General features: G+C 71.8%; 24 protein-coding genes. 10 read left to right on the plus strand and 14 right to left on the minus strand.

The window, feature by feature from the left end:
- Positions 1–27: 27 nt before the first annotated feature.
- From ACFWH5_RS05160 to ACFWH5_RS05200, 9 genes are all read left to right on the plus strand, one after another.
- Positions 28–1806 (plus strand): hypothetical protein, encoded by a 1779-nt coding sequence (locus ACFWH5_RS05160; RefSeq protein ID WP_378832510.1) that lies wholly within the window; start codon positions 28–30, stop codon positions 1804–1806.
- On the plus strand, positions 1803–3677 hold the full coding sequence (locus ACFWH5_RS05165) for an MBL fold metallo-hydrolase (protein WP_378832512.1): 1875 nt from the start codon (positions 1803–1805) through the stop codon (positions 3675–3677). The genes ACFWH5_RS05160 and ACFWH5_RS05165 overlap by 4 nt, the downstream gene beginning before the upstream one ends.
- Positions 3674–4702 (plus strand): LacI family DNA-binding transcriptional regulator, encoded by a 1029-nt coding sequence (locus tag ACFWH5_RS05170; protein ID WP_378832514.1) that lies wholly within the window; start codon positions 3674–3676, stop codon positions 4700–4702. The genes ACFWH5_RS05165 and ACFWH5_RS05170 overlap by 4 nt, the downstream gene beginning before the upstream one ends.
- Before the next feature lie 13 nt (positions 4703–4715).
- A complete protein-coding gene (locus ACFWH5_RS05175; protein WP_378832517.1) occupies positions 4716–5441 on the plus strand; it encodes a phosphotransferase family protein in 726 nt (241 codons plus the stop codon).
- A 101-nt stretch (positions 5442–5542) separates the two neighbouring features.
- On the plus strand, positions 5543–6508 hold the full coding sequence (locus ACFWH5_RS05180) for an ROK family protein (protein WP_378832520.1): 966 nt from the start codon (positions 5543–5545) through the stop codon (positions 6506–6508).
- Positions 6501–7079, plus strand: coding sequence for an SIS domain-containing protein (locus ACFWH5_RS05185; protein ID WP_378832522.1), 579 nt, complete (start codon positions 6501–6503; stop codon positions 7077–7079). The genes ACFWH5_RS05180 and ACFWH5_RS05185 overlap by 8 nt, the downstream gene beginning before the upstream one ends.
- Complete coding sequence (locus tag ACFWH5_RS05190; protein ID WP_378832524.1) at positions 7076–9667, plus strand: alpha-mannosidase; 2592 nt, start codon at positions 7076–7078, stop codon at positions 9665–9667. Before ACFWH5_RS05185 ends, ACFWH5_RS05190 begins: the two co-directional genes overlap by 4 nt.
- Positions 9664–11544, plus strand: coding sequence for a hypothetical protein (locus ACFWH5_RS05195; RefSeq protein WP_378832526.1), 1881 nt, complete (start codon positions 9664–9666; stop codon positions 11542–11544). The genes ACFWH5_RS05190 and ACFWH5_RS05195 overlap by 4 nt, the downstream gene beginning before the upstream one ends.
- Before the next feature lie 129 nt (positions 11545–11673).
- Positions 11674–12375 (plus strand): alpha/beta fold hydrolase, encoded by a 702-nt coding sequence (locus tag ACFWH5_RS05200; protein WP_378832529.1) that lies wholly within the window; start codon positions 11674–11676, stop codon positions 12373–12375.
- A gap of 41 nt (positions 12376–12416) precedes the next feature.
- Here the strand turns inward: ACFWH5_RS05200 and ACFWH5_RS05205 are convergent, their stop codons facing one another.
- The 8 genes from ACFWH5_RS05205 to ACFWH5_RS05240 all read right to left on the minus strand — a co-directional run bounded on the left by ACFWH5_RS05205 (position 12417) and on the right by ACFWH5_RS05240 (position 19677).
- Positions 12417–13478 carry a Gfo/Idh/MocA family protein gene (locus tag ACFWH5_RS05205; RefSeq protein WP_378832531.1) on the minus strand — a complete coding sequence of 354 codons (1062 nt, stop codon included), beginning with the start codon at positions 13476–13478 and terminating at the stop codon, positions 12417–12419.
- Positions 13475–14488, minus strand: coding sequence for a Gfo/Idh/MocA family protein (locus tag ACFWH5_RS05210; RefSeq protein WP_378832533.1), 1014 nt, complete (start codon positions 14486–14488; stop codon positions 13475–13477). The genes ACFWH5_RS05205 and ACFWH5_RS05210 overlap by 4 nt, the downstream gene beginning before the upstream one ends.
- A gap of 154 nt (positions 14489–14642) precedes the next feature.
- A complete protein-coding gene (locus ACFWH5_RS05215; protein WP_378832536.1) occupies positions 14643–15419 on the minus strand; it encodes a DeoR/GlpR family DNA-binding transcription regulator in 777 nt (258 codons plus the stop codon).
- A 4-nt stretch (positions 15420–15423) separates the two neighbouring features.
- On the minus strand, positions 15424–16296 hold the full coding sequence (locus tag ACFWH5_RS05220) for a ketose-bisphosphate aldolase (protein ID WP_378832537.1): 873 nt from the start codon (positions 16294–16296) through the stop codon (positions 15424–15426).
- Positions 16293–17315 (minus strand): 1-phosphofructokinase family hexose kinase, encoded by a 1023-nt coding sequence (locus tag ACFWH5_RS05225; RefSeq protein ID WP_378832539.1) that lies wholly within the window; start codon positions 17313–17315, stop codon positions 16293–16295. The genes ACFWH5_RS05220 and ACFWH5_RS05225 overlap by 4 nt, the downstream gene beginning before the upstream one ends.
- Positions 17312–18319: an ROK family protein gene (locus tag ACFWH5_RS05230; protein WP_378832542.1), complete on the minus strand. Its 1008-nt coding sequence runs from the start codon at positions 18317–18319 to the stop codon at positions 17312–17314. Before ACFWH5_RS05230 ends, ACFWH5_RS05225 begins: the two co-directional genes overlap by 4 nt.
- Before the next feature lie 4 nt (positions 18320–18323).
- Positions 18324–19217 (minus strand): SIS domain-containing protein, encoded by an 894-nt coding sequence (locus ACFWH5_RS05235; RefSeq protein ID WP_378832544.1) that lies wholly within the window; start codon positions 19215–19217, stop codon positions 18324–18326.
- Positions 19218–19350: 133 nt separating this feature from the next.
- Positions 19351–19677, minus strand: coding sequence for a chorismate mutase (locus ACFWH5_RS05240; RefSeq protein WP_378832546.1), 327 nt, complete (start codon positions 19675–19677; stop codon positions 19351–19353).
- A 70-nt stretch (positions 19678–19747) separates the two neighbouring features.
- Here ACFWH5_RS05240 and ACFWH5_RS05245 point away from each other — a divergent pair, with 70 nt between their 5' ends.
- Positions 19748–20926, plus strand: a complete 1179-nt coding sequence (locus ACFWH5_RS05245) for an AI-2E family transporter (RefSeq protein ID WP_378832549.1) — start codon at positions 19748–19750, stop codon at positions 20924–20926.
- 24 nt (positions 20927–20950) lie between these two features.
- On the opposite strand, the gene ACFWH5_RS05250 is transcribed toward ACFWH5_RS05245, so the two are convergent.
- The 6 genes from ACFWH5_RS05250 to ACFWH5_RS05275 all read right to left on the minus strand — a co-directional run bounded on the left by ACFWH5_RS05250 (position 20951) and on the right by ACFWH5_RS05275 (position 26009).
- On the minus strand, positions 20951–21868 hold the full coding sequence (locus ACFWH5_RS05250) for an ABC transporter substrate-binding protein (protein ID WP_378832551.1): 918 nt from the start codon (positions 21866–21868) through the stop codon (positions 20951–20953).
- A 47-nt stretch (positions 21869–21915) separates the two neighbouring features.
- On the minus strand, positions 21916–22644 hold the full coding sequence (locus tag ACFWH5_RS05255) for an ABC transporter permease (RefSeq protein ID WP_378832553.1): 729 nt from the start codon (positions 22642–22644) through the stop codon (positions 21916–21918).
- On the minus strand, positions 22641–23342 hold the full coding sequence (locus ACFWH5_RS05260; protein WP_378832556.1) for an ABC transporter permease: 702 nt from the start codon (positions 23340–23342) through the stop codon (positions 22641–22643). The genes ACFWH5_RS05255 and ACFWH5_RS05260 overlap by 4 nt, the downstream gene beginning before the upstream one ends.
- Entirely contained in the window at positions 23339–24178 is an 840-nt protein-coding gene (locus ACFWH5_RS05265; protein ID WP_378832559.1) for an ABC transporter ATP-binding protein, read from the minus strand. Before ACFWH5_RS05265 ends, ACFWH5_RS05260 begins: the two co-directional genes overlap by 4 nt.
- 13 nt (positions 24179–24191) lie before the next feature.
- Positions 24192–24494, minus strand: a complete 303-nt coding sequence (locus ACFWH5_RS05270) for a DUF427 domain-containing protein (protein ID WP_378832561.1) — start codon at positions 24492–24494, stop codon at positions 24192–24194.
- A gap of 105 nt (positions 24495–24599) precedes the next feature.
- Complete coding sequence (locus ACFWH5_RS05275) at positions 24600–26009, minus strand: dihydrolipoyl dehydrogenase family protein (protein ID WP_378832563.1); 1410 nt, start codon at positions 26007–26009, stop codon at positions 24600–24602.
- Positions 26010–26073 lie beyond the last annotated feature (64 nt).

The following is a 26073-nucleotide window of genomic DNA, read 5'->3' on the forward strand; positions in this document are numbered from 1 at the left end:
GGAACGTTATCACATAGGATGGACGTCATGAGCGCCGCGCCCTCAGTGACGAGAGACCCGCAACGGAGCACCATCCGCGCAGCGAGCTACTCGCTGTCATGGACAACCGGACCCTCCGGCATCGCCCGCTCCCCGTACTTCGAGCTGGCGGACGCCGACGGCGCCCGCTGGATGCGGCTGTGCGCGCTGTCGAGCATCCACACCCGCCAGAACCGCGACGAGAGCATGCGGCATGCCGAGCCCGAGGTGCGGGCCGACGGCGACGCGATCGTCGTGACCGTGCGCACCGAATCGACGGCCTGGCGAGAGCGCACGCTCGAGCTGCGCTGCACCTCCGATGCCGTCGAGATCGTGCTCGACGCCGAGGGAGAGGGCGACATCACGGATGTCACCCTGCTCGGCGGCGACGGCATCCTCACCACGGGCGCCGCCGGCACGTTCCGTTCGGGCTTCGACGCCCACTCGCTCTATGTGCCCAGCCCCACCGAGCCGGTCGCCTTCGTGCGCCCGATCTGGTCGGCGGCCTCGCTCGGAGTCGTCGGCGACGCCGATCCGGGACGCCTGAACGGCATCTTCTCCCCTCCACCGCTCGCCCTCGCCTTCGGTCGTGCGCCGGTGACCGATGCGTTCACGCCGGGCGAGGGGGCCTGGCTCGCCGCCTGGCTGCGCGGTCCCGTCGAGACGCTGCGCTTCACGACGATGCGCTACGACCCCGTGGACGACGGCGCCCTGGTGCGACTCGCCCACGAGGGGCACACGCGGGTCGACGGCCGCTGGCGATCGCCGGTACTGGTGCTGCGCCCGACGGCATCGCCCGCCGCCGCGCTGACCGAGTACCGCGACGACCTGCAGCGCGCCGGCCACGCGCCGTCGGCGAGCAAGACCGTGCGGCCCTGGTGGCTCGAGCCGATCTTCTGCGGGTGGGGTGCGCAGGTCGCGCGCGGAGGCGCACCGGCACCCGACCTGTGCCGACAGGAGATCTACGACGAGTTCCTCGCGCGGCTGGCCGAGGTCTCGCTCGACCCGGGAACGATCGTCGTCGACGACCGCTGGCAGGCCGAGTACGGCACCGCGGAACCGGACCAGGACGCCTGGCCCGACCTGAGCGGATGGATCGCCGACCGGCACGCGGAGGGCCGGCGCGTGCTGCTGTGGTGGAAGGCATGGGACCCGGCGGGCCTGCCCGCCGAGGAGTGCATCACGGATGCCGCGGGGCGGCCCGTGGCCGCGGATCCCGGGAGCCCCGCGTACCTCGCACGTCTCGACCGGATGGTGGACCGGCTGCTCTCCGCAGGCGGACTCGACGCCGACGGATTCAAGCTGGACTTCACGCAGCGCACGCCCAGCGGCGCCACACTCCGCCCGGCGCCGGACAGCGACGGCGTGTGGGGCATCGCCGCACTGCACCGTCTGGTGGCCAGGCTCCACGCCGCCGCCACCCGGATCAAGCCCGACGCCCTCGTCATCACCCATACCGTGCATCCGTCGTTCGGCGACATCGCCGACATGATCCGCACCAACGACGTGCTCGAGCACGACCGCGACGGCGAGGCGGTGTCGGTCGCCGCGCAGCTGCGTGCGAGGCACGAGATCATCGCGGCGGTGCTGCCGGAGCATCCGGTCGACACCGACCAGTGGCCGATGCCGAACCGTGAGGAGTGGCTGGACTACGCCCGCACCCAGGCGAAGCTCGGCGTGCCGGCGCTGTACTACGTGGAGCAGATGCACGGCGAGGAGCCGATCGACGTCGAGCACCTCGCCGAGATCGCACGCACCTGGGACGCGTACCGAGCGAGCCGATCGTGAGCATCGCCGAAATCGCCCGCGGGGTGTGGCGCATCGCCGACACCTGTCACGTCTACCTGCTCGTCGATCCGGGCGCGCCGGAGGGCGAGCGGGATGCCGTGGCCGTCGACTTCGGCTCGGGCCTGGCGCTGCAGCACCTGGCCGAGCTCGGCATCCGTCGCATCACCGACGTGGTCATGACGCACCACCACCGCGACCAGGCCCAGGGGCTTCCGCTCGCCGCGGCGCACGGCGCCCGCATCCACGTGCCACCGGTGGAGCGCGAGCTGTTCGACCGGGTCGAGGAGATGTGGACCGCACGGCAGCTCGACAACGACTACAACCTGCGCCAGGACCGGTTCTCACTGCTCGACTCGGTGCCGGTGCACGCGACCGTGCCCGAGTACCGCGTGCTGACGGTCGCGGGCGTGCAGCTGCGCGTGCTGCCGACCCCCGGCCATACGATCGGCTCGGTGTCATATCTGCTCGAGCGCGACGGCGAGACGCTGGCCTTCTCGGGCGATCTGATCTACGCGCCGGGCAAGGTGTGGTCGCTCGCGGCGACGCAGTGGTCGTACACGCAGACCGAGGGGCCGGCGATGACGGTGCTCAGCGCTCGGATGCTGGCCCGCGAGGGCGTGGACCGGCTCGCCCCCTCGCACGGCGACGTCATGGACGATGCGCAAGGTGCCCTCGAGGCGCTGGCCGTGGTCATGCAGGAGTATGTCGACTCCCGTCGCTCCTACCCCTGGGATCTGCTCGCCAGGCTCGACGACCCCTTCCTCGCGCTCACACCGCATCTGCTGCTCAACCGCACGTCGATGTCGTGCTCGTACGTGCTGCTGTCGCAGACCGGCGAGGCGCTGATCATCGACTACGGCTACGACATGACCACCGGCCTGGTGCCCGGTCAGGAGCGCGCAGCGCGACGCCCCTGGCTCGCGTCACTGCCGGCGCTGCGCCGCGATCACGGTGTGACACGGATCTCGGTCGCGCTGCCCACGCACTACCACGACGACCACATCGCGGGCATGCCGCTGCTGCGGGATGTCGAGGGCACCGAGATCTGGATACCCGAGAACGTCGCCCCCACGATGGCCGATCCGTGGTGGGAGGACCTTCCCTGCCAGTGGTACGACCCCATCGTGGCCGACCGGGTGCTGCCCCTGGATGAGCCGTTCACGTGGAACGAGTACACGTTCACGGCGCACGCGCAGCCGGGCCACACGCTCTACGCGGTCGCCTACTCGCTCGAGGTCGACGGGACGACGGTGATGTTCACGGGCGACCAGCAGGAGGGGCTCGGCGGCAGGGACGGCCGGCGCGACATCATGAACTACCAGTACCGCAACCTGTTCCGGGTGGGCGACTACGCGCAGAGCGCCGCCCTCTACCGGCGGGTCGCACCGGGACTGATGGCCAGCGGGCACTGGGAGCCGCGCTGGGTCGACGACGAGTACCTCGACCACCTCACCCGATCCGCCCGTCTCGTCGACGAGCTGCACGAGCGGCTGCTGCCCCTCGACGAGCTCGCGATCGCACCCGACGGGCAGACAGCGCGCCTGCTGCCGTACCGTCGTCGAGCCGTCGTCGACGAGGAACTCGACTACATCGTGCGCGTGCGCAACCCGCTGCCGACACCCGCCTCCGTCCGGCTGGCCCCGGTCTTGCCGATAGGCTGGCGCTCGTCCCAGCCCGAGATCGTCCTCGACCTCGACACCCGAGAGGAGACCTCCGTGCCGCTGACGGTCACCCCCGCCTCCGCCGGTCGCCGGCATCGCATCGCCGTCGATGTGACGGTGGGCGAGCTGCGTCTCGGCCAGCACGCCGAGGCTCTCCTGGACGTACGGGACGTCGACTCCTCGGAACTCCTCGCGGGGCACAGCGCATGAGCGAGCAGCGCCGGCAGCCGGTCCCTCGACCCACGATCCGGGAGGTCGCGGACGCCGCCGGCGTCTCGCGCTCCACCGCATCGCGGGCGCTCTCCGGCAACGGATACGCGGCGCCGGAGGTGCGCGAGCGCGTGCGCGCCGTGGCGAAGGAGATCGGCTACGTGGTCGACGCGACCGCACGCAGCCTCAAGCAGCGCACCAGCCGATCGGTCGGCGTGCTGGTGTCCGACCTGCGCAACGTGTTCTACGCCGAGCTCGCCTCCGGCATCGGCGAGGAGGCGAGAAGGCACGGCCGGACGCTGGTGCTCGTCGACCTGCACGGCGACGGCGACCGCGAGCTCGACGCCGCCGAGGTGCTGGTCGCCTCGCGGGTCTCGGGCGTGATCGCCACCCCGGTCTCCGCGCAGCTCAGCGCCTACCTGAGCCGCGTCGGCGTGCCCCTGATCGAGGTCGACAGGCGCTTCGACGCCGACGCGACGGATGCCGTGGTCGTCGACAACCGTGTCGCCGCGCGCGACACCACGGAACGGCTGCTGTCGGCCGGCCACCGCCGCATCGCGCTGCTGATCGATGAGACCGAATGGACGACCGGCGAGGAGCGCCAGCGGGGCTATCTCGATGCGCTGGCAGCGCACCGGGTGCGTCCGGACGAGGCGCTGATCGTCCAGGCCGGATGGGATGCCGAGGAGGCCGCCGCAGCCGCGCGTCGCGTCCTCTCTCTGCCCGACCGCCCCACGGCCGTCTTCGCGGCGAACAACGTGCTCACCGAGGGCACCTGGCGCGCCGCCGCCGAACTGGGCCTGCGCGTTCCGGAGGATGTCAGCGTCGCCGGCTTCGACGATGCGCCGTGGATGAGCATGGTCCGCCCCGGCGTCTCCTCCAGGGTGCAGGATGCCGGATCGCTGGGCGCCACCGCGCTGCGCGCGCTGCTCGAGCGCATCGACGAGCCCGATGCCCCCGTGCGCACCATGGTGCTGCCCACGCGCTTCCTCGATCGCGGGTCCATCGCGGCTCCGCCCGCCTGAGCGGCGCCGCCCGATGCCTGCGGAGAAGCCGAGGCGCATCCTGCAGGGCGCCGTCGGTGCCGTGCGTCTCGTCGAGCACGCCGGACGCACGCTCGTCGAGAAGCGGATGCCGGATCCGCGCCGTCACGACGCGGAGGTGCGCGCCCTGCGCGCTCTGGCGAATTCCGGGCTGCCGATTCCGCAGCTGGTGGCGGACGAGGCCGGTACGATTCTGATGACCCGTCTGCCGGGCGACCGTCTGGATGCCGGAAACGCCGACGAGCGGATCGACCTGCTGCGCGCGTCGGCTCCGCTGATGCGCCGGCTGCACGAGCTGACACCGCCGTCCGGGCTTCCCCCCGGCCCCGACGACGCGCTGATCATCCGCCGGTACCGCGACTCGGCGGGCCCACCGCTGCCGCTGACGGTTCCGCCGCCGCAGCGGCCGTCGTTCTGCCACGGCGACTGGACGGACGGGAACGTGCTGGCGACGGCGGGCGTGGTCACCGGGATCGTGGACTGGGAGGCCGCGCACGTCGGAGACCCGCTGCGAGAGCTCTCGCGCGCGGCGTGGGGAGCGTCTCTCAAGGACCCGCGCTCGTTCGACGCCCTCGTCGACGGGTACGGCGCGGATCGGGAGGCGGCGTGGGCGTGGGCGCCGATCCATGCCGCGGAGCTGTGGCTGTGGTTCGCCGAGGCGGGCCCGCCCGAGTACCTCGCGCAGCTGACCGCCACGCTGCGCGACTGGCCGCACGGCTAGGTTCGGCGACCGCACGAAACTGCTTGCGGCGACGGATTGCGTTGCTATGATGTGGGAACGATGTCACACATGCGCGCACCGCGTGCAGGCCGGAGGAGAGAATGGCAACGCAGCAGCCTGTGCTCGCGCTGGACATCGGCGGCACGAAGCTCGCCGTCGCGGTCGTCACCGCCGACGGGCGCAGCCACGGCCTGCTCACCGAGCCGACCGACAAGCACCGCGGTCCGGACGCCGTGATCGCGCACCTGTTCGACATGGGGCACCGGAGCATCGCCGCCGCCGCACTCGGCGCGCCGGGGGCCGTGGGGATCAGCTGCGGCGGGCCGCTCGACGCGGAAGCGGGAGTGCTCACCAACCCGCTGCACCTGCCCGGCTGGATCGACGTGCCGATCGCGGCGATGGCGAGCGAGGCGTTCGGCGTGCCCGCGGTGCTCGAGAACGACGCCACCGCCGCCGTGCTCGGCGAGCACCGCTTCGGCGCCGCACGCGGAGTGGGCATCGCCCTGTACCTCACCCTCTCCACCGGTGTCGGAGGCGGATCGGTGATCGACGGCAGGCTGCACCGGGGAGCCGCCGGCAACGGCGGCGAGTTCGGTCATGTCATGGTGCGCCCGGGCGGACGGCTGTGCGAGTGCGGCCGACGCGGCTGCCTCGAGGCGTACGCCTCGGGAACGAACATCGCCGCGCGCGCGAAGGAGCTCCTCGCCGGCAGCGACCAGCCGTCGGTGCTGCGCGACGTGCCCGACGTGCGCGCCGAGCACGTGTCTCGCGCGGCATCCGCCGGCGATCCGCTCGCGGCCGCGGTCTGGGACGAGACGACCGCCCTGCTGGGCCAGGCGGTGACCGATCTCGTCAACGTCTTCGAACCGCACGTCGTCATCCTCGGCGGCGGCGTCACCCGCTCCGGCGCCATGCTGCTCGACCCCGTCCGCGACATCGTGCGCGACACCGCCATGCCGCCCGCCGCACGCGCCGGCGTCACCCTCGCCGAACTCGGCGACGCGGTCTGCGTGATCGGCGCGGGCGCACTCGCCCTCGACCTGGCCAAGGAGGCCCCTGTTGTCTGATCTGCTCGCCGCGCAGCTGCACGCGCACATCCGCACCGCCGAGAACGCGACCGCGCTGCTCGACGACGTGCGCGCCGTCGGCGCCATGCTCATCGCCGCCTTCGAGCGCGGCGGCACCCTGTACACCTTCGGCAACGGGGGCAGCGCCGCAGACGCGCAGCACTTCACGGGCGAGCTCATCGGCCACTACCGGCGTGATCGCCGCCCGCTGCCCGCCGTCACGCTCACCACCGATGCGACGGTGGTGAGCTGCATCGCCAACGACTACGCGTTCGAGGACGTCTTCTCCCGGCAGGTCGAGGCGCTCGCGCGTGAGGGCGACGTGGTGGCGGCCTTCACCACGTCGGGCCGCTCGGCGAACATCGTGAACGGACTGACCGCGGCACGCGCCAACGGCGCCACCACCCTGCTGTTCGCGGGCGGGGACGGCGGCCCGTCCCTGCCGCTCGCCGACCACGCGCTGCTCGCGCCGAGCACCGAGACGCCCCGCATCCAGGAGCTGCACACCTTCCTTCTGCACGCGCTGTCCGAGATGCTGGACGCCTGGGCCGCCGGAGAGGAGCTGCCGTGAGCCGCGACGACCGCGCACCGATCGCGAACGCGCCATCCGGCGCGCAGCCCGTCGACATGGCACCGGCGCCGCGCCCCGCGGCCACTCCCGACCGCACCCTGCACATGATCGGCAACGCGCATCTCGATCCGGTGTGGCTGTGGCCGTGGCAGGAGGGCTATCAGGAGGCGAGGGCGACCTTCGCGAGCGCGCTCGACCGGATGGACGAGTACCCCGATTTCGTCTTCACCTGCGATCAGATCGTGCTGCTCTCCTGGGTCGAGGAGCAGGATCCGGAGATGTTCGCCCGCATCGCGGAGCGCGTCGCCGAGGGCCGCTGGGTGAACGTCGGCGGCTGGTGGGTCGAGCCGGACTGCAACATGCCCATGGGCGAGTCGTTCGCCCGTCAGGGCCTGTACGGGCAGCGCTTCCTGCAGTCGCGCTTCGGGCGGATCGCGACCGTGGGGATGAATGTCGACCCGTTCGGGCACAGCGCAGCCCTGCCGCAGATCCTGCGCGGCCAGCGGATGGACTCGTACTGCTTCCTGCGCCCCGGCCCGCACGAGGGCGACCTCGACGAGACGCTGTTCCAATGGGAGTCCGCCGACGGATCGCGCGTGCTGGCGTACCGCATCCCGTTCGAGTACTGCAGCCCGCCCGGCGACGTGTCGGGGCAGACCGAGAAGTCGCTCGGCCAGCTGGATCGCTCGCTCGGCGAGATGATGGTGTTCTACGGCGTCGGCAACCACGGTGGCGGGCCCACGAAGGCCAACATCGACTCGATCCATCGGTACGACCGGATGGGGACCTTCGGGAGGATGACGATGTCGTCACCGCGCGCCTATTTCGACGAGATGCTCGCCCGCGGGGATGCCTTCCTCGATCGCCTCGCGGTGCGCCGAGACGACCTGCAGCACCATGCCCCTGGCTGCTACTCCGCGCACTCCGGCATCAAGGCGTGGCAGCGGCGAGCGCAGCACGCCGTGCTGTCCGCGGAACGTTGGGCGGCGATCGACGTCGCCCTCGGGGCCGACGACTACCCGCGCGAGGATCTCGAGCGCGCCTGGAAGCAGGTGCTGTTCAACCAGTTCCACGACATCCTGCCCGGCTCCGCCATCGAGCCGTCGTACGACGACGCGCGCGATCAGCTCGGCGAGGCGATCGCGATCTCGAAGCGCATCATCACCCGGGCGCACAATCGCATCGCGCGCCGCATCGCCATCCCGATGGACGAGGCCACGCAGCCGGTGGTCGTCTTCAACCCGCATCCGTGGTCCGTCTCGGTCGACGTCGACATGCAGTACGGCGCGCAGCCGCACGGCGTGCGCGTCGTCGACCGCACCGGTGCGGTGGTGCTGTCGCAGGCCACGCAGTCGACCGCGACGACCGGTGACCGCAGTCGCGGTGCGGTCACCTTCCGCGCCGAGGTCCCGGCGCTCGGGTACGCGCTCTACCGCCTGCTGCCCGGCCCCGCACTGCCCGCGGAGTCGTCGCTGAGGGTCTCGGACGACGGCACGGTGATCGAGAACGCGCACCTGCGCGTGGAGCTCGACCCGGCGACCGGCGACCTCGTCTCGCTGCGCGACAAGGCGACCGGCGTCGACCCGCTGCGGGGCACGCGCGGCGCACCGCGCACCGCGGTGTGCGATGACCCGACCGACACGTGGGGTCACCGCGTGATCTCCTACGCGTGGCCCTGTGCCGCGATGACGCTCGACCGCATCGTCGTCCGGGAGACCGGGCCGTTGCGCTCGCGCGTGCGCGTGGAGCGGTCCTGGGGTGCCAGCAGGCTCGTCGAGGAGTACCTGCTCGCGCACGACGGCCGCGCCGTGCGCGTCGACGTCACGCTCGACTGGCGCGAGAAGGCGCATCTGCTGAAGCTGCGCTTCCCGGTGGGTCTCGACGATGCGCGGGCGACGTATGAGATCCCGTACGGCACCCTCGCGCGCCCGGTCGACGGCGCGGAGGAACCGGCCCAGTCCTGGGTCGACCTCACCGGCACCCTCGACGGCGCCCCCGCCGGACTCACCGTCATCTGCACCGCCAAGCACGGCTGGGACGCGTCGCCGGCCGGCGCGGCATCCGGTGAGGTGCCGAGCATCGGCATCACGGCGGTGCGCAGCCCGGTGTACTCCTGGCACGACCCCCGCCTGCTCGACCCCGAGGGCGTGTACTCCTTCCAGGATCAGGGCGTGCAGCGCTTCGCCCTCGAACTGGTTCCGCACGCGGGCGACTGGCGCGAGGCGCAGCCGACCCGCCGCGCGGCCGTGCTCGAGGCGCCGGTGCGCGCCCAGCAGGAGTCCTTCCACGACGGCGATCTGCCGGCGCGCGACGGCTTCGTCGACGACGGGTCAGGGGCGGTCATGGTCACGGCGGTGAAGGGCAGCGAGGACGTTCCGGACGGCGGCCCTGCGGACCTCATCGTCCGCGCGGTCGAGACCCGCGGGCAGGCGGCATCCGCGAAGATCCGGATCCCGATCGCTGACCGGATGCTGCAGGCCGACTTCCGGCCGCACCAGGTGCGCACCTTCCGGGTGCCGCTCGCGGCGGATGCCGACATCGTCGAGGTCGACCTGCTGGAGTGGCCGCTGGACGGCGGTCCGGCGTGACCGCAGCCGATGCGGTGACGCCGCATCCGTCGCCGACCTCCGCTCCGGCCGTCGACGTGCTCGACGCCGACGCGGCCGCGTTCACGATCGAGGTGGACGCACGCGACGACGGCACGCACCTCGTGCGCGTCCGCTTCGACGGCGCGGCGCCGGTCGACGCCGCGGTGCGCGTGTCGATCGAGGTGCCGGCGGCCTCCGCACCGTGGTGGCTGATCCCCGGTGTGTTCTACGGCGAGAACCGCCCGGCGCAGAACGATCGGCTTTTTCCGCGGTTCGCCGCGGCCGACGATGCGGACGGACCGCGTGACGCCTTCGTGAGTGACGCGTGGCACTTCCGCTCCGACCGGGCCGCGGCCCCCGTGGTCATGGTGTGGCCGGTGCCGGGACTGCCCGGGGCGGCGTTGTCCGCCCCGCCCGAGACGACGCTCGGCCTCACCGGGTTCGGCTTCGCACTGCAGGGCGATCGGGCGGTGCTCTCGGCGACGTTCCCCGCCCGGGAGTTCCCGGTCACCTACTACGGCGACGCCGAGCCGCGTCCCGCCGAAACGCTGACCCACAGCTTCTCACCCGGAGACGTCGCCGAGCTGCCGGTGCGCGCGATCGACCTGACCGCGGATCGCCACGACTACGCGCGGGTGCTGCGGCAGCTGCACGCCGAGTGGGCGCCCAGCGCCCCGCTGCGGCCGTGGGTCGACGTGCCGGCGGCGGCCGCGCTGGCCGCCGAAGGTCTGCTGCGGTGGCACTACGACCCCGATCCCGGCGTGCTGCTCGAGACGGTCGGCTTCGACCGCGAGGTGTCGGGAGGCGACGGCCGGCCGGTCGACCGTCAGGCGATGCACGTCGGCTGGGTGTCGGGCATCCCGTGGGCGTACGCGATGCTGCGTCACGCGATGCGCACCGGCGACGACATCCTGCGGGCGGCGGCCGAGCGGGTGATCGGCTTCTGCACCGAGGCGCTCTCACCCAGCGGCACGTTCTGGGGCGTCTGGTACCGCGAGAAGGGCTGGACCCAGAGCTGGACAGCGCACCGTCGCGGCCTGCACAGCCGCACGCTCGGCGAGGCCACCCAGTTCCTCGTCCGATCCGTGGCCCTCACCGGCGACCCCGCTTGGCGACGCGCGGCCGTCTCGAACCTCGACGCCGTCGTGCACCGGCAGCGCGACGACGGGGCGCTCGGCAGCATCCATCACGCCGAGACCGGCGAGGTGCTCTCGTGGCAGGGCACCTCGGCGCTCGCCTGGGTGGCGGCGCTCGCCGAGGCCGCGGAATGGGATGCCCGCTACCTTCCGGCCGCCGAGCGTGCGGGCCGGCACTACGCCGACGCCGTGCGCGCCGAGCACCTGCACGGCGCGCCGGAGGATGTCGACCTCGCGCCCACCAGCGAGGACGGCTACGTCGCCGTCATGGCGTACATGGCCCTGTATCGGGCCACCGGCGACGGCGCCTGGCTCGACCTCGCCCGGCGGGCGGCCGACTTCGCGCTCAGCTTCCGCTACTGCTACGACGTCTCGTTCCCTGCGACCTCGCTGCTGGGTGTCTACGACTTCGGCACCCGCGGCGCCGATCAGGCCTCGCCCTCGAACCAGCACCTGCACGCCTACGGGCTCGTCATGACCCGGGAGATGCTGCAGCTCGCCGACGCGCTCGGCGACGAGCACTACCGCGAGCGCGCGCTCGAGGCCCTCGCCTGCTTCCGGCAGTTCGTCGCCCGCTTCGACGGCGACTTCAACGCCTACCGCGGCATGGTCACCGAGCGCTACTACCAGACGGAGTGCTTCCAGCCGAAGGGGATGCTGCTCACCCTGTCGCACGCGTGGAGCGCGGGCGTGCTGCTGCTGGGCTGCGAGGATGCGATCGCAGCAGGCATCTCCGACTGAGCGACGGCCGGACGGCCACGGGGATCCGGCGATTGCACCGGGCGGGATGGCACAGGTGCGGAGAAGTGGCAAGCCCCTCGCCCTCGGTGGCCGTCGTCCCGAGGATGGGCGGGTACGCGAGGAGGTGGGATGGACGTCATCCTGGTGCCCGGGCTGTGGCTGGACGGCTCGTCATGGCAGGACGTGGCGGCGAGACTGCGCGCGGCCGGCCACGTTCCGCATCCGCTCACGCTGCGCGGACTGACGGCGCGCACGGCCGACCGCTCCGGCGTGATGCTCGCCGATCACGTCGCCCTCATCGCCGGGACCATCGATCAGATGGGCGGCCCGGTCGCGCTGGTCGGCCATGCGGAGGCCTGCGGCATCGTGCACGCCGCGGTGAATCGGCGTCCCGAGCGCGTCGCCCGCGCCTTCCACGTGGGTGGCCTGCCCAGTGCCGACGGCACGCACGTGATGACGGGATTCCGCGCCACCGCCCACGAGACGCCGCCGGCGCTGGCCGAGCGGTGCGCTGCGGATCACGCGCTGGCATCGCTGCGGGAGCGCCAGGCCGACGGCCGCACGCGCGGCATCGACACACTGCAGCGCCTGACCGACGATCGGCGCTTCCGGGTGCCGGTCACGGTCGTCGCGACCGAGTACACGGCCGCCGATGTGCGCCGCTGGATGGACGACGACGAGGACCCGGCTCGCGAGCTGGTGCGCGTCGATGACGTGACGCTGGTCGACCTCCCGGCCGGCCGCTGGCCGCAGATCGAGCAGGGCGCGGCGCTCGCCCAGCTGCTGCTCGACGCGCTGCCCCTGCCGTCCGCACAGATCACGCCCGCCTGATCACGCCCGCCCGATCGCGCGCCTGACCGCGGGCGGGTCGTTCAGCGGGCCGGCACCGTCTCGGGCACCGCTTCGGTCACATCCGTCACCGTGACGCGAGCGACGTCCACGATCCTGCCGGACCGCTCGGACTCGTAGGCGGCGAGGATGACGCCGAGCACGTCGATCCCCTCCTCGTGCGTCTGGATCGGGCGGGTCCCGCGGCGGATGCTGTCGGCGAAGTGCGCGACCTCCGCGGCGAACTCGTGCACCGGCTCGAAGGTCACGCTCACCGGCTCGTCGCCGCGGATCTGCGAGACGAGGGTCGTGCCGTCGGAGCTCAGCGAGCCCTTCTCGCCGACGAGCGAGAACTTCTCGGTGCCCACCGCCGGCTGATAGGCCCAGCTCGTCGTCACGTGCCCGACCACGCCGTTGTCGTAGCGCACCAGCACCTGCGCGGAATCCTCGCCCTCCATGAACTCCAGGCGGTGCCGCGAGAGCATCGCCGTCACCGACATCGGCGTGCCGCCCGCGAGGTGCTGCAGCAGGTACAGCGGGTGGTAGCCGGTGTCGATGAGCTCGCCGCCGCCCGAGGTCGCGGCCGCCGCGCGCCAGCCCATGCTCTCGGGGGTGAAGTCGTTGTAGAAGCTGTCGGTCGTGCGCACCTCGTAGACCCGCCCGAGCACGCCGCTCTCGACCATCTCCTTCGCCGCGGCCACCGCGGGCTGGAAGATCTGGTTGTGCGCGCACATCACCGTGACGCCGCTGCGGTCGACGGCCGCGGTGATCGCGGCGGCTTCGTCGACGGTGAGGCAGAGCGGCTTCTCGCACAGCACGTGCAGCCCGGCGTCGGCCGCTGCGATCACCGCGTCGGCGTGCAGGTGATGGGGCAGGCAGATATCCACGGCGTCGAGGCCGCCGGCCGCGATCATGTCGCGGTAGTCGTCGTAGATGCGCACATCGGCGTCGTCTCCACGACGCTTCTCGGCGTTCTCGCGCACCGGATCGGCGATCGCCGCGAAGACGACCGATTCCGGGTTGAGACGGTAGCCGGACACGTGTGCGCCGGCGATCCCGCCGGCGCCGATGAGTCCGATGCGCACCGGCTGATTCTGCGAGGTCATGCTGTTCCTCCCGTGTCGATGGTGACCGTCGCCCCCTCGGCGGCGGCTCGGTTCGCCGCGACGACGAACCCGGTGAGATCGATGGCCGCCTGCAGGTTGGCGGCGGTGTCTGCGGCATCGGCGACGCCGCGCACGGCGTCGACCCACAGCTCGAACGGCGTCGGCTGCGCAGGGGCGAGCGGCACGGGCGTCCACTCCGCGCCGAATCCACCGCCCTTGGCGATCAGCTCCTCGCGTCCGTATCCGTACAGCAGCGACGCCTCGGTGCCGCGCACCTCGACGGCGAACGCGCCCGGCGTCGTCGTGAAGCTCGCCTCGGCGACGCCGACCGCGCCGTTCGCGTAGCGCGCCGTGACGACGGCGTTGTCCTCGACGGCGCGTCCGGTGACGTGACCGTAGGCCGCGGTGATCGCTTCGGGGGCGGCGCCCAGCATCCGCTGCACGAGGTACGCGGGGTGACAGCCCAGGTCGGCGAACGCACCGCCGATGGCCGCGACCGGGTCGGCGAAGCGCTCGGGCAGCCAGCCGCCCAGCCATCCGTCGTGCGCCATCCGCACGCGCGCGTACGTGACGTCGCCGAGGGCCCCGTCGTCGATCAGCTGTGTGATCGTGACGGTGAGCGGCTCGGTCAGGCGCGGCAGCGAGACCACCAGCGGTGCCGCCTGCGCGCGGGACGACTCGATCAGCGCCTCGCATTCGGCGACGGTGGGGGCGAGCAGCTTCTCGGTGAACACCGGCACGCCCGCGGCGAGCGCGCGCCCGATCACGTCGGTGTGCTCGTCGGTCGCCGTCGTGACGGTGATCGCGTCGACGTCCGGGTGGGCGAGCAGGGCGTCCAGATCGTCGACGGCCGGCACCCCGAGCCGTTCCGCGCCCTCCCTGCGGCGCACCGGGTCGGGATCCCAGCCGGCGACGACGCGCGTGGCGGGATGCTCGGTCGCATCCCGGGCGTAGTCGTCGGCGTGTACGTGCCAGAATCCGGCGACTCCGATACCGATGGGGTCAGTCACGCGTGCACTCCTTCGTGCGTCGGGTCTCTGCGGGGATTGTGGCAACGTTACCACACGCTCCCTCGGCGTCGCGAGACAACGATCCGACGCCGATGGCCGGGCCGAGAGTACGGGCGTCGCGAGACGGGCGGGCGGCGCACCGCCTACCGGGAACTCAGTCCGCGGCGCGCACCTCGTAGCCCGCCTCGGCCAGGGCGGCGCGCTGCGCGGCATCCGCGCCGGCGTCGGTCAGCACGACGGGGAAGAGTTCGGGGCCGCCGACGTGCGCGAACGCGGCGCGACCGAGCTTCGATGCGTCGGCGACCACGACCGCACGCTCGGCGCGCTCGGCCATCATGCGGTTCACGGCCGCTTCGGCCTCGTCGTGCGTTGTCGCCCCCGAGGCGGCATCCATCCCGTTGACGCCGATGAAGGCGATGTCGAGCCGGACGCCGCCGAGCAGCTGCTCCACGAACGGCCCCACCAGCTCGAAGCTGCGTGAGTGGATGACTCCTCCGGTGACGACGACCTTGAACTCGGGGCGCATCGCCAGCTGCGCGGCGATGTTCACCGCGTTGGTCACCACGGTCAGCCCGGCGCCGGTCAGATCATCGCGGGCGGCGAGCGCGGTGGCGATGGCGTTCGTTGTCGTTCCCCCCGAGAGCCCCACGACCTGCCCGGGGGCCACCAGCGCGGCCGCCGCCGCGGCGATGCGCTCCTTCGCGCCGGTCGCGTGGTGACTCTTGTACCGGATGGGCAGCTCGTACGCGACCGACTGGGCCACCGCGCCGCCGTGCGTGCGCGTGAGCAGGCGTCGCTCGGCGAGGCTGTCGAGGTCGCGCCGGGTGGTCGCGGCGGATGCTCCGAACCGGTCGACGAGCTGCTCGACGCTGACCTCGCCCTGCTCAGCGAGCAGGTCGAGGATCGCGGTGAGACGGGCGGCGCGGTTCACGAGATCACTCCTGGCCCGGGGTGACGGCGAACAGGCGCAGCATCCTGGCCGCCTCTTCTGCCACCGCTTCGCGCGCCGGGCTGAGGTACTTGCGGGAATCGACGAGTCTGTCATCGGCGGCGAGCGACTCGCGGATCGCGCGGGTGAAGAAGCCGTTCAGGTGGGTGGAGACGTTGATCTTCGTCATGCCGGCGCGCACGGCCTGCGCGATCACCTCGTCGGACACCCCGGATGAGCCGTGCAGCACGAGCGGCACATCGCCGCCGTTGCGGCCGGTGCCGCGCAGGGCGGCGCGCAGCCGCCCGATCAGCTCGATGTCGAGGGAGGCCGAGCGATCCAGCATCGCGTGCGAGGAGCCGACGGCCACGGCCAGCGAGTCGACGCCGGTGGCCTCGACGAACGCGCGCGCCTCGTCGGGGTCGGTGCGCACGCCCGGCGCATGCGCGCCGTCCTTGCCGCCCACCTCGCCGAGCTCGGCCTCGATGTACACGCCGGCGGCGCGAGCACGGCGCGCGACGTCGGCCGTGATCTCGACGTTCTCGTCGTAGTCGAGTGTGCCGCCGTCGAACATCACCGAGCCGAAGCCGAGCTCGATCGCCTCGTCGACGAGCTCGGGCCGCTCGGCGTGGTCGAGGTGCACGGCGACCGGCGTCGTGGCGCGTCGGGCGACGGCGAGGGTCGCCCAGCCGATCGGCTCGAGGCCCCCGTGGTAGTCGGCGCAGTTCTGCGAGATCTGCAGGATCACCGGCAGTTCGGCGCGCTCGGAGGCGGCGACCAGTGCTTCGGCGGTCTCGAGGTGGATCACATTGAAGGCGCCGACGCCGGTGCCGGCGGCGGCCGCGGAGCGCATCAGGTCACGTGCGGAGGCGAGGGTCATCGAAGGTCCTCTTTCTGGACGGTCACGGAGTCTTCCAGCTCGATCCACGTGGGGTGGATGTCGCCGGCGAGCGGCATGAGCACCGCCGCCGCCGACCAGGCGGTGGCGCGGCGCAGGACGGTCTCGGTATCGCGGATGCCGGCATCCCGCAGCACCGCGCACGCCGCGACGGCGGCGTCACCCGCCCCGGTCGGGTTCCCGGCGAGGGGAGCGGGCAGGCGGGCGGTCAACACGGAAAGCGCCGGTTCCGAATCGGAGGTCGCAGGCGGTGCGGCCGGATCCGTGGCCCCGGTGATCGCCAGCATCCCGTCTGCTCCGCGGGAGAGCAGCACGAGTTCGGCGCCGCGACGCAGCAGCTCGCGCGCGCCGGCGAGGGGGTCGTCGAGACCGGTCGCCTCTGCGAGCTCGGCGGCGTTGGGCTTGAGCACGGATGCTCCGGCATCGGCCGCCGCGAGCAGGGAAGGCCCCGAGGTGTCGACGATGACCGCCGCTCCGGCCCGGCGTCCGAGCGAGATGAGTGCGGGGAGGATGTCGTCCGGCGTGCCGGGCGGGAGACTCCCGGAGATGACGAGGACGTCGTCGCTGTCCGGCGCATCCGACCCGGAATCGGCAGGGGCGGCGGATGCGGCGCTCGACCCGAGCGCGCGGGCGACAGCATCCCGCAGGGCGCGCCACTCCGCCGCCGTCGGCGCGACGCCGCGCTCGTTCACGATCGTGGTGTCGCCGAGGCTCTCGTCGACGAGGGCGATGCTGCGGCGGGTAGGTGCCGCGACCGGCACGAGCACATGCGGCACACCGGACGCCCGCAGCTCTGCGGCGAACTCCTCGCCGGTGGCCCCGCCGACGGTCGCGATCGCGACCGCCTGCGCTCCCTGGTCGTGTGCGACGCGCGCGACGTTGAGGCCCTTGCCGCCGGCGCGCGCCGTGCCGGCATCCGCGCGGTGCACGCCACCGGGCACGATCTCCTCGACGTGCCAGGTCAGATCGAGCGCCGGGTTGGGGGTGACGGTGACGATCATGCGTTCGCTCCGGATGCTGCGGCGCGCGCCGCCTCCCGCGCGTGCAGGGCCGACCCGAGGATGCCGGCATTGCCGGACAGCTCGGCGGGCACGAGGGCGGGGATGCGATGGAAGCTCAAGCGTGCGGTCAGCCGCGCGCGCAGTTCGTCGAACAGCGCACCCCCGGCGCGAGACAGCCCTCCGCCGATGACGACCGCCTCGGGCGCGATCACGGCCGTCAGCTGCGCGATCGACAGGGTGAGGGCGTCGAGAGCCTCATCCCAGACGCGCGATGCGTGTGCGTCGCCGTCGGCGGCCAGGGCGATCACCTCGCGGGCCCCGTCGACCTCGATGCCGGTCGCCTCCGCGTAGCGCCGCGCGATGGCACCGGCCGAGGCGATCGCCTCGAGGCATCCGCGGGCGCCGCACGGGCAGGGCCATTCGCCGATCGGCGAGTGACCGATCTCGCCCGCGTAGCCGCCGGCGGTGTACGGACGGCCGTCCACGAGCAGGGCGCCGGCGATGCCGGTGCCGATGATCAGCACGACGGCGTTGTCGTACGAGCGCGCGCCGCCCAGCACGTGCTCGGCCCAGCTGGCCGAGCGCACGTCGTGATCGAAGGCGACGGGCAGGCCGAAGCGCTGCGCGGCCAGATCGCGCATCGGCGCCTGCCGCCAGCCCAGGTTGCTGCTGAACACGCCGATGCCGTTCTCGGCGTCGACGATGCCCGGCACCACGAGACCGACGGCCTCGGGCACGACCTGAGGGTGCTGCGCGCGCAGCTCGTCGGCCAGCTGCGCGAGGCGCTCGATCAGCCGCGCGGGGCTGTCCGCACCGCCGGCCGGCGTGGGCGTGCGTCGCAGACCTCGGGCGGCGCCGTCGGCACCGAACAGGGCCGACTTGATGTCGGTCCCGCCCACGTCGAAGGCGAGCACCGGCGCGCCGGCGCCGATCGTGGCAGCGCGAGCGAGCCGTTCACCGGATGCGTCGGTGACGACGTCGGGGATCCCGCCGTGCTCCGCCATGTCGTCAGTCGTCGAGGATGACCGAGCGGGTCAGGTTGCGCGGCTGGTCGGGGTCGAGACCCTTGGCCACCGCACGGTCGAGGGCGACGCGGTGCAGGCGCACCAGATCGGCGAGCGGGTCGATGTCGTGCTGCACGAACCGCGCACCGGTGGCCTCGACCTGCGCCCTGAGTCCATCGGGGGCGGCACCGAACTGCCAGGTGATGCGGCCCGGCGCGGCGATCGCGATGGGTCCGTGGCGGTACTCCATCGAGCTGTACGACTCGGTCCACGACTGCGACGACTCGCGCATCTTGAGGGCGGCCTCGTGGGCGAGACCGAACGTCCAGCCCATGCCGAGGAAGCTGTACTGCTCGGCATCCCGCAGCGCGGGATCGTCCGCGCTGTCGAGCACGGCCTGCGCGTCGGCGATGGCTTTCGTGAGGTCCTCGCCCAGCGAGGCGCGGAACAGCGCGACCGCGGTGGTGGCGAAGCGGGTCTGCACGACGGACTTCTCGTCGGCGAACGGCATCGCGATGACCTGGTCGGCCAGATCGACCAGCGGAGAGGTGTCGTCACCGAGAACCGCGACGACCGGGATCCTGCCCGTGACGCGCTCGGTCAGCTCGAGCACCTCAGTCGTGGTGCCAGAGCGGGTCAGCGCGACGATGGCGTCGTACTCCCGGCCCAGCGGGAACTCGGATGCCGTGAAGGCGTCGGTCTCGCCGTGGCCGGAGCCTTCGCGAAGACTGGCGTACGACTGTGCCATGAACCACGACGTTCCGCATCCGACGACCGCGACGCGCGCACCGGAGGCCGGGAGCAGCGCCTGCTCGGCGCGCATCTCGGCTGCCCTGGCCCAGGTCTGCGGCTGGGAGTGCAGCTCCTCGCGCATGTGCGCGCCGGCGGCTTCGGTCATGTCAGGCTCCTCGGATGCTTTGTTTTGAGCGTTCTCTGGCAAGAACACTCAAATTATTGCAGTCAGCACATCGCTTGTCGAGTCGGCGGACGCACGACCTCGCCGATCTGCACGACTCCGCATCCGGTTGGGGTCAGCGCCCCTCCGCGGCCTCGGTGTGGTGGCGGATCACCTCGGCGACGACGAAGTTGAACCACTTCTCCGCGAACTCCGGGTCGAGGTGCGCCTCCTCGGCGAGCGCGCGCAGCCGGGCGACCTGCTGCTCCTCGCGGCCGGGATCCGATGCCGGCATGCGGTGGTCGGCCTTCAGGTGGCCGACCTGCTGGGTGGCGCGGAAGCGCTCGGCCAGCAGGTAGATCAGTGCGGCGTCGATGTTGTCGATGCTGGCGCGCAGGCGCAGCAGCTCGGCGTGGGCTGCATCGTCGGTGCGACCCTGCGGGACACGGGCATCGTCGGACATGGTCCTCCTGTCGTTCGGCGTTTACACGATAGCCAAGGTCGCGGTCCCGTGCGGCCCTAGAGTGTTCGGCATGAGCGCAGACGATCCCACAGAGCGTGCGGCCGCATCGGCCACGGCTGACACGGCCGCGTCCCCGGTCGAGATCCCCGAAGGAACCGCCGCGCCGACACCCGCGGATGCGCCGAGACCGCGGCGTTCGATGTGGGCCCGGGTCGATCGGCCGTTCCGTCTCGGCTTCCTGCTCACCCTCGGCGGCCTCTCGGCGTTCCTGCTGGCCCTGGCGCTCACGAGCCTGTCGACGGTGCTGATCTACGTCGCGTTCGCGCTGTTCGCCGCACTCGGGCTGAATCCAGTGGTGCGCCTGCTCGAGCGACGAGGCCTGTCCCGTGGCGTCAGCGTCGCCATCGTCATCGTCGCGCTGGCGATCGTCGTCGGGCTGGTGGTCGTCATGATCGTGCCGGTGGTCGTCGAGCAGGTCGCTTCGTTCGTGAAGTCGGTGCCGAAGGTGATCGACGACTTCATGCACACCGACCTCTATGCGCTGCTGAACCGGCAGTTCGGCGACCAGATCAACACGCTGCTCGCCGACGGCGAGAAGCTCCTCACCGACGGCAAGACGCTGACCGCTCTCGGCGGCGGCGCACTGAAGGTGGGCACGTCGATCGCCGCCGGTGTCTCCGCCTTCGTCATCGTGTTCGTGCTCACGCTGTACTTCGTCGTCGGCCTTCCCGGCATCAAGACGTCTCTGCTGCGTCTCGCGCCCGCACGCCACCGCGAGGGAGCCCGCGACATCGTCGATCAGATCACCGAGTCCGTGGGCGGGTACGTACAGGGAATGGTGGTGCTCGCCTTCACGAACGCCGTCGTCGCCCTGATCCTCTACCTGCTGCTCGGGCTGCCGTTCCCGCCGCTGATGGCGGTGGTCGCGTTCCTCGTGACGCTGATCCCGCTCGTCGGCCCGCTGCTGTTCCTGGCGATCGGCACGGTGACCGCCCTGCTCGCGAACCCGCTGCACGCGCTGATCTTCGGCGCGGTGTATCTGATCTACATCCAGATCGAGGCGTACGTGCTCACGCCACGGGTGATGAACAGGACGGTCTCCGTGCCCGGTCTGCTGGTCGTGATCGGCGCCCTGGCGGGCGGCACGCTGCTCGGGCTGCTCGGCGCGCTCGTCGCGGTGCCCGCCACCGCGTCGATCCTCATCATCATCAACAAGGTGTGGCTGCCCCGCCAGGACGCGCGGGTGTGAGCGTCCCGGCGGGGTGCGACCGCATCAGAGCAGGTCGTTGTCCTTCAGCCACTGCGCGGCGATGTCATCGGCCGACGTCTGGTCGACCGTGCTCTGCACGTTCATGGCGACCAGGTCGTCGGCGCCCAGTGCTGCGCTGACGGCGTTGATGACGTCGGCGATGTCCTCGGCGACGTCGCTGGAGGCGATCGGCACCACGTTCGAGGCGAGGATCATGTTCTTCGGGTCCTCGAGCGCGACGATGTCCTCGGTCTGGAACGCCGGGTCGGCCGTGTAGATGTCGGCGACCTGCACCTCTCCTGCCAGCAGCGACTCGAGCGTGCTCTGCGCTGTCGCCGAGAAGCCGAGGTCGACGCCGTAGATGTCCTTGGCGCCGCCCGGTCCGTACGGCCGCTGCTCGAGCTCGGGCGCGCCTCCGAGGGTGGCCGGCTCCGCCAGTGCCGCGAGGTCGGCGATGGACGTGAGGTCGTTCTCCTCGGCGAAGGACTTCAGCACCGTGTACGTGTCCTGATCGCTCGCCTCGGCGTAGTCCAGCGCGGTGAGCCCCTCGGGCAGCGCGTCCTGCAGCGCCGTGTACACGTCGTCGGGGCTGGTCGCGGTCGCGTCCTTGTCGAGATACTCCAGCAGGTTGCCGGTGTACTCGGGGAACAGGTCGATCGCGCCGGATTCCACCTCGGGCATGTACGCGTCGCGCTGCCCGATGTTGAACTTCTTCTCGACCGTGAATCCGGCGTTCTCGAGCGCCTGTGCGTAGATCTCGGCGATGATCTCGTTCGAGTAGTAGGCCTGCGAGCCGACGACGATCGTGTCGCCGCCCTGTTCGCCGCCGTCTCCGCCCGGTTCCTCGAGCGGGTTGGAGCTGCTGCATCCGGCCAGCGCGATGACCGCGGTGAGCGCGACTCCGGCGGTCAGGGCGATCCGGTGCTTCCGTGGGTTGATCATGTGGGGGCCTCTCTGTGGATCGGATCTCTGGTGGGGAGGGATGGGGGTCAGGCGTGGGCTGCCGCGGCGCGTCGGCCGGCCCGCGCACCGGCCGAGGGCGGGTGCGCCTGTGATCGCACGCCGAGGGGCACGGCGGCACGCTGGGCGAGTGCGAGCAGCAGGTCGACGATGAGGGCGAGCACGGCGACGAGCATCGCCCCCGCGAGCACCTGGTCGAAGCGTCCGAGCGGGATGCCCTGGATGATGGGCCAGCCGAGACCGCCCAGGTTGACGTAGGCGCCGATCGTCACCGTCGCGATCACCTGGAGCAGCGCCGATCGGATGCCGCCGATGAGAAGCGGCAGCCCGAGCGGCAGTTCGACCTTCACGAAGATCTGCCATTCGGTCATGCCCATCGAGCGCGCGGCGTCGATCACCCGGCGGTCGATCGCCTCGAGCCCGGTGTACGCGCCGGCGAGCAGTGAGGGGATGGCCAGCAGCACGAACGTGATCACCGCCGCGAGCGGAGTGCGCACCACGCCGAGCACGAGCACGAGCAGCACGAGCAGCCCGAACGACGGCACGGCGCGCGCGGCGCCGGAGATCGCCACCGCGATCTCGCGTCCGCGCCCGGTGTGCCCGATGAGCCAGCCGGCGGGCAGAGCGACGGCTGCCGCGATCACCACCGAGATCGCGGTGTACAGCAGGTGCTGACTCAGCAGGGTCTGGAGCGCGTAGGCACCCTGCAGTCGTTCCGGCGAGAACAGCCAGGCGAGGGCGTCGAAGAAGAGGTTCATGCGGCCGCCCTCACCACCGGTGCGGTCTGCTCGCGGCCCTTCTGCGCCCGCCCCGGTGCGCGGCCGGCCGCTCGCGTCCACGGCATCAGCATCCGCCCCGCCAGCACGAGGAGGCCGTCGACGATCAGCGCGATCACGACCACCGCGACGACTCCGGCGAGCACCTCGGCGATGATGCGGCGCTGCAGGCCGTTCGTGAACAGATAGCCCAGATTCTCCACGCCGATGAGGATGCCGACGGTCGCGAGCGAGATGGTGCTCACGGCGGCGACCCGCAGTCCGGCGAGGATCACGGGGCCCGCCAGCGGCAGCTCGACGGTGAAGAACCGGCGCGGCGCGGCGTAGCCGACGGCGGTCGCGGCCTGCCGCACGTCCTGATCGACGGAGTCGAGCCCGTCGGCCACGGCCCGCACCAGGATCGCGACCGTGTAGATCGTGAGCGCCACCACCAGATTGGGCTCGGTCGTGGCCCGGTATCCGAGCGCCGCCGGAAGCAGGATCAGCAGCGCGAGGGAGGGGATCGTGTACAGCAGTCCGGTGAGCACGATCACCGGTCCGCGCACCAGCCTGTAGCGCCAGGCGACCCAGCCCAGCGGGATCGACAGCACCAGGCCGAGCACGATCGGCGTCGCGCTCTGGCGCAGGTGCACGAGCGTCAGCTCGAGGATGAGGTCGAGATTCTCAGCGACCCAGGTCACGTCAGTTCCTCGACCTCGGCATCCGCACCGGAGAGCACGCCCTGCGTGCGGCCCTCGGAATCGACCACGACCGTGCCGCGCGGCGTGCGCTTCAGACGGAGCGCGCGTCGCCCTCGCTCGGCGCCGATGAACGCCGACACGAAGTCATCCGCCGGGTTCTCGATGATCTCGCTCGGCGTGCCGACCTGCACGGTCCTGGCGCTCTTGTCGAGGATGACGACCTGGTCGCCGAGAAGGAACGCCTCATCGATGTCGTGCGTGACGAACACCACGGTCTTGTCGAGTTCGGCCTGCAGCCGGATGAGCTCCTGCTGCAGGTCGGCGCGCACGATCGGATCCACCGCGCCGAACGGCTCGTCCATGAGCAGGATGTTCGGGTCGGCGGCGAGTCCGCGCGCCACACCGACGCGCTGCTGCTGGCCGCCGGAGAGCTGGCTGGGATAGCGGTCGGCGAGCGCGCGGTCGAGACCGACGGTGTCGAGCAGCTCGCGCGCCCGTCCGTGCGCCTCGCGACGGCCGACACCGTCCAGTCGCAGCACGGTGGCCACGTTGTCGATGACGGTGAAATGCGGCATCAGGCCCGAGTTCTGCATCACGTAACCGATGCTGCGGCGCAGGGCGACGGGGTCGCGCCCGCGCACGCTCTCGCCGTCGATCGTCACGTCGCCCGCGGACGGCTCGACCATCCGGTTGATCATGCGCAGCAGCGTGGTCTTGCCCGATCCGGACGAGCCGACGAGCACCGTGGTCTTACGAGACGGGAGCACGAGGCTGAAGTTCTCGACAGCGACGGTGCCGTCGGGGAAGCGCTTGGAGACGGAGGAGAACTCGATCATCGCGCCGTGCGGATCACGCGCCGACCCGCACGCGAGGGTCGAACGCCACGTATCCGGAGAAATCGCGACCGACCCGGTCGATCGCCGAAGGCTTCGGCTCGGGGTACGCCCAGGCGAAGTCCGCATGCGATTCGCCGTCGAGCACCACCGAGTAGTACTGGCAGACGCCCTTCCAGGGGCAGGTGTACGGCGTCGGGCTCTCGGTCAGCACGCCCTCCCGCACCGCGGAGGGCGGGAAGTAGTGATTGCCCTCGATGAGGATCGTCTCGGCGTCGTCGGCCTCGGCGATCACGGTTCCTTCCAGTACAGCTCTCATGGCGTGTCCCTCCCGGAGTCCTTTCGAGCGTAGGGGACGGATCCGACAATGGGATCGAATCGCAGCGATTTCCCTGGATCGCACTGCGGGGCACGGACGCGTCGATCAGGTCGACTGCCGGCCGTACTCCTCGAGCAGTCGCAGCCACACCTCGCTCATGGTGGGATACGAGGGCACCGCGTGCCAGAGCCGGCTGATCGGCACTTCGCCGGTCACCGCGACGGTGGCGCTGTGCAGCATCTCGGCCACATCCGGGCCGACGAAGGTCGCACCCAGCAGCACCTCGCGCTCTGTGTCCACGATCATCCGCGCCTGACCCCGGTAACCGTCGCGGTGCAGCCCCGAGCCCGCCACGGCGCCGAGGTCGTAGTCGACGACCTCGATCGTGCGGCCGTCGGCGCGGGCCGCATCCGCGGTGTACCCCACCGACGCGACCTCGGGCTCGGCGAACACGACCTGCGGAACCGCGGCGTGGTCGGCGGTCGCGACGTGCCGACCCCATGGCTGGTCGGCGACCACCTCACCGCGCGAGCGGGCCGCGATCACATCGCCGGCGGCGCGCGCCTGGTACTTGCCCTGATGGGTGAGCAGCACCCGGCCGTTGACGTCACCCACCGCGTACAGCCAGTCGACCCCTGGCACGCGAAGCGTGTCGTCGACGGTGATCGGCCTGCCCGGCTCGAGGCCGGCGACCTCGATGCCGATGTCGCCGCTGCGCGGCCGGCGCCCCGTCGCGACGAGCACCTCCGCAACGGTGATGCGCTCGCCGTCGTCCGTGGTGACGTGCACGCCGGCGTCGTCACGCTGCACCGCCCGGGTGCCCGTGTTCAGCCGCACGTCGACGCCGAGTCCGCGCAGGCCGTCGGCCACGCGCTCACCTGCGAAGGGCTCCATGCCGCCCAGCAGGCCGCTCCGCGCGAGCACGGTGACCGTGGAGCCCAGCCCGGCATAGGCGGTGGCCATCTCGACGGCGACCACGCCGCCGCCGATGATCGCCAGCGACTCCGGCACCTGCTGCGCCGATGTGGCCTCGTGGCTCGTCCACGGTGCGGCGTCCGCGAGACCGGGGATGGGCGGCATCGCCGCATCCGAGCCCGTGCTGATCGCCACCGCGTACCGAGCCCGGAGCACGCGCTCGCCGTCGTCGGTCGCGACGGTCACCTCGCGCTCGGCGGTCAGCCGGCCGTGCCCGCGCACGAGGTCGATGCCCGCGCTGCGCAGCCAGTCGACCTGCCCGGAATCCGACCAGTCCGCGACGAAGTCATCGCGGCGGGCGAACACCGCGGCGGCATCCAGCTCACCGCCGGTGACGCCCTGCACCGCCTGCGCGGCGCGCAGCGCCTGCGGCGGCCGCAGCAGCGCCTTGGACGGCATGCACGCCCAGTAGGAGCATTCACCGCCGACCAGCTCGCTCTCCACGATCACGGCGGTCAGCCCGCCCTGCACCGCACGGTCGGCCACGTTCTCGCCGACCGCTCCGCCGCCCAGCACGATGAGGTCGTATTCGTCGGTCATGCCGCCGAGCCTACGCCCGGCCTGCGACGACGCGTCGGGAGCGCCGCCGATGACGCGGAGGGAA

It is taken from the genome of Microbacterium sp. NPDC058345, assembly GCF_042723855.1.
Lineage (GTDB): Bacteria > Actinomycetota > Actinomycetes > Actinomycetales > Microbacteriaceae > Microbacterium.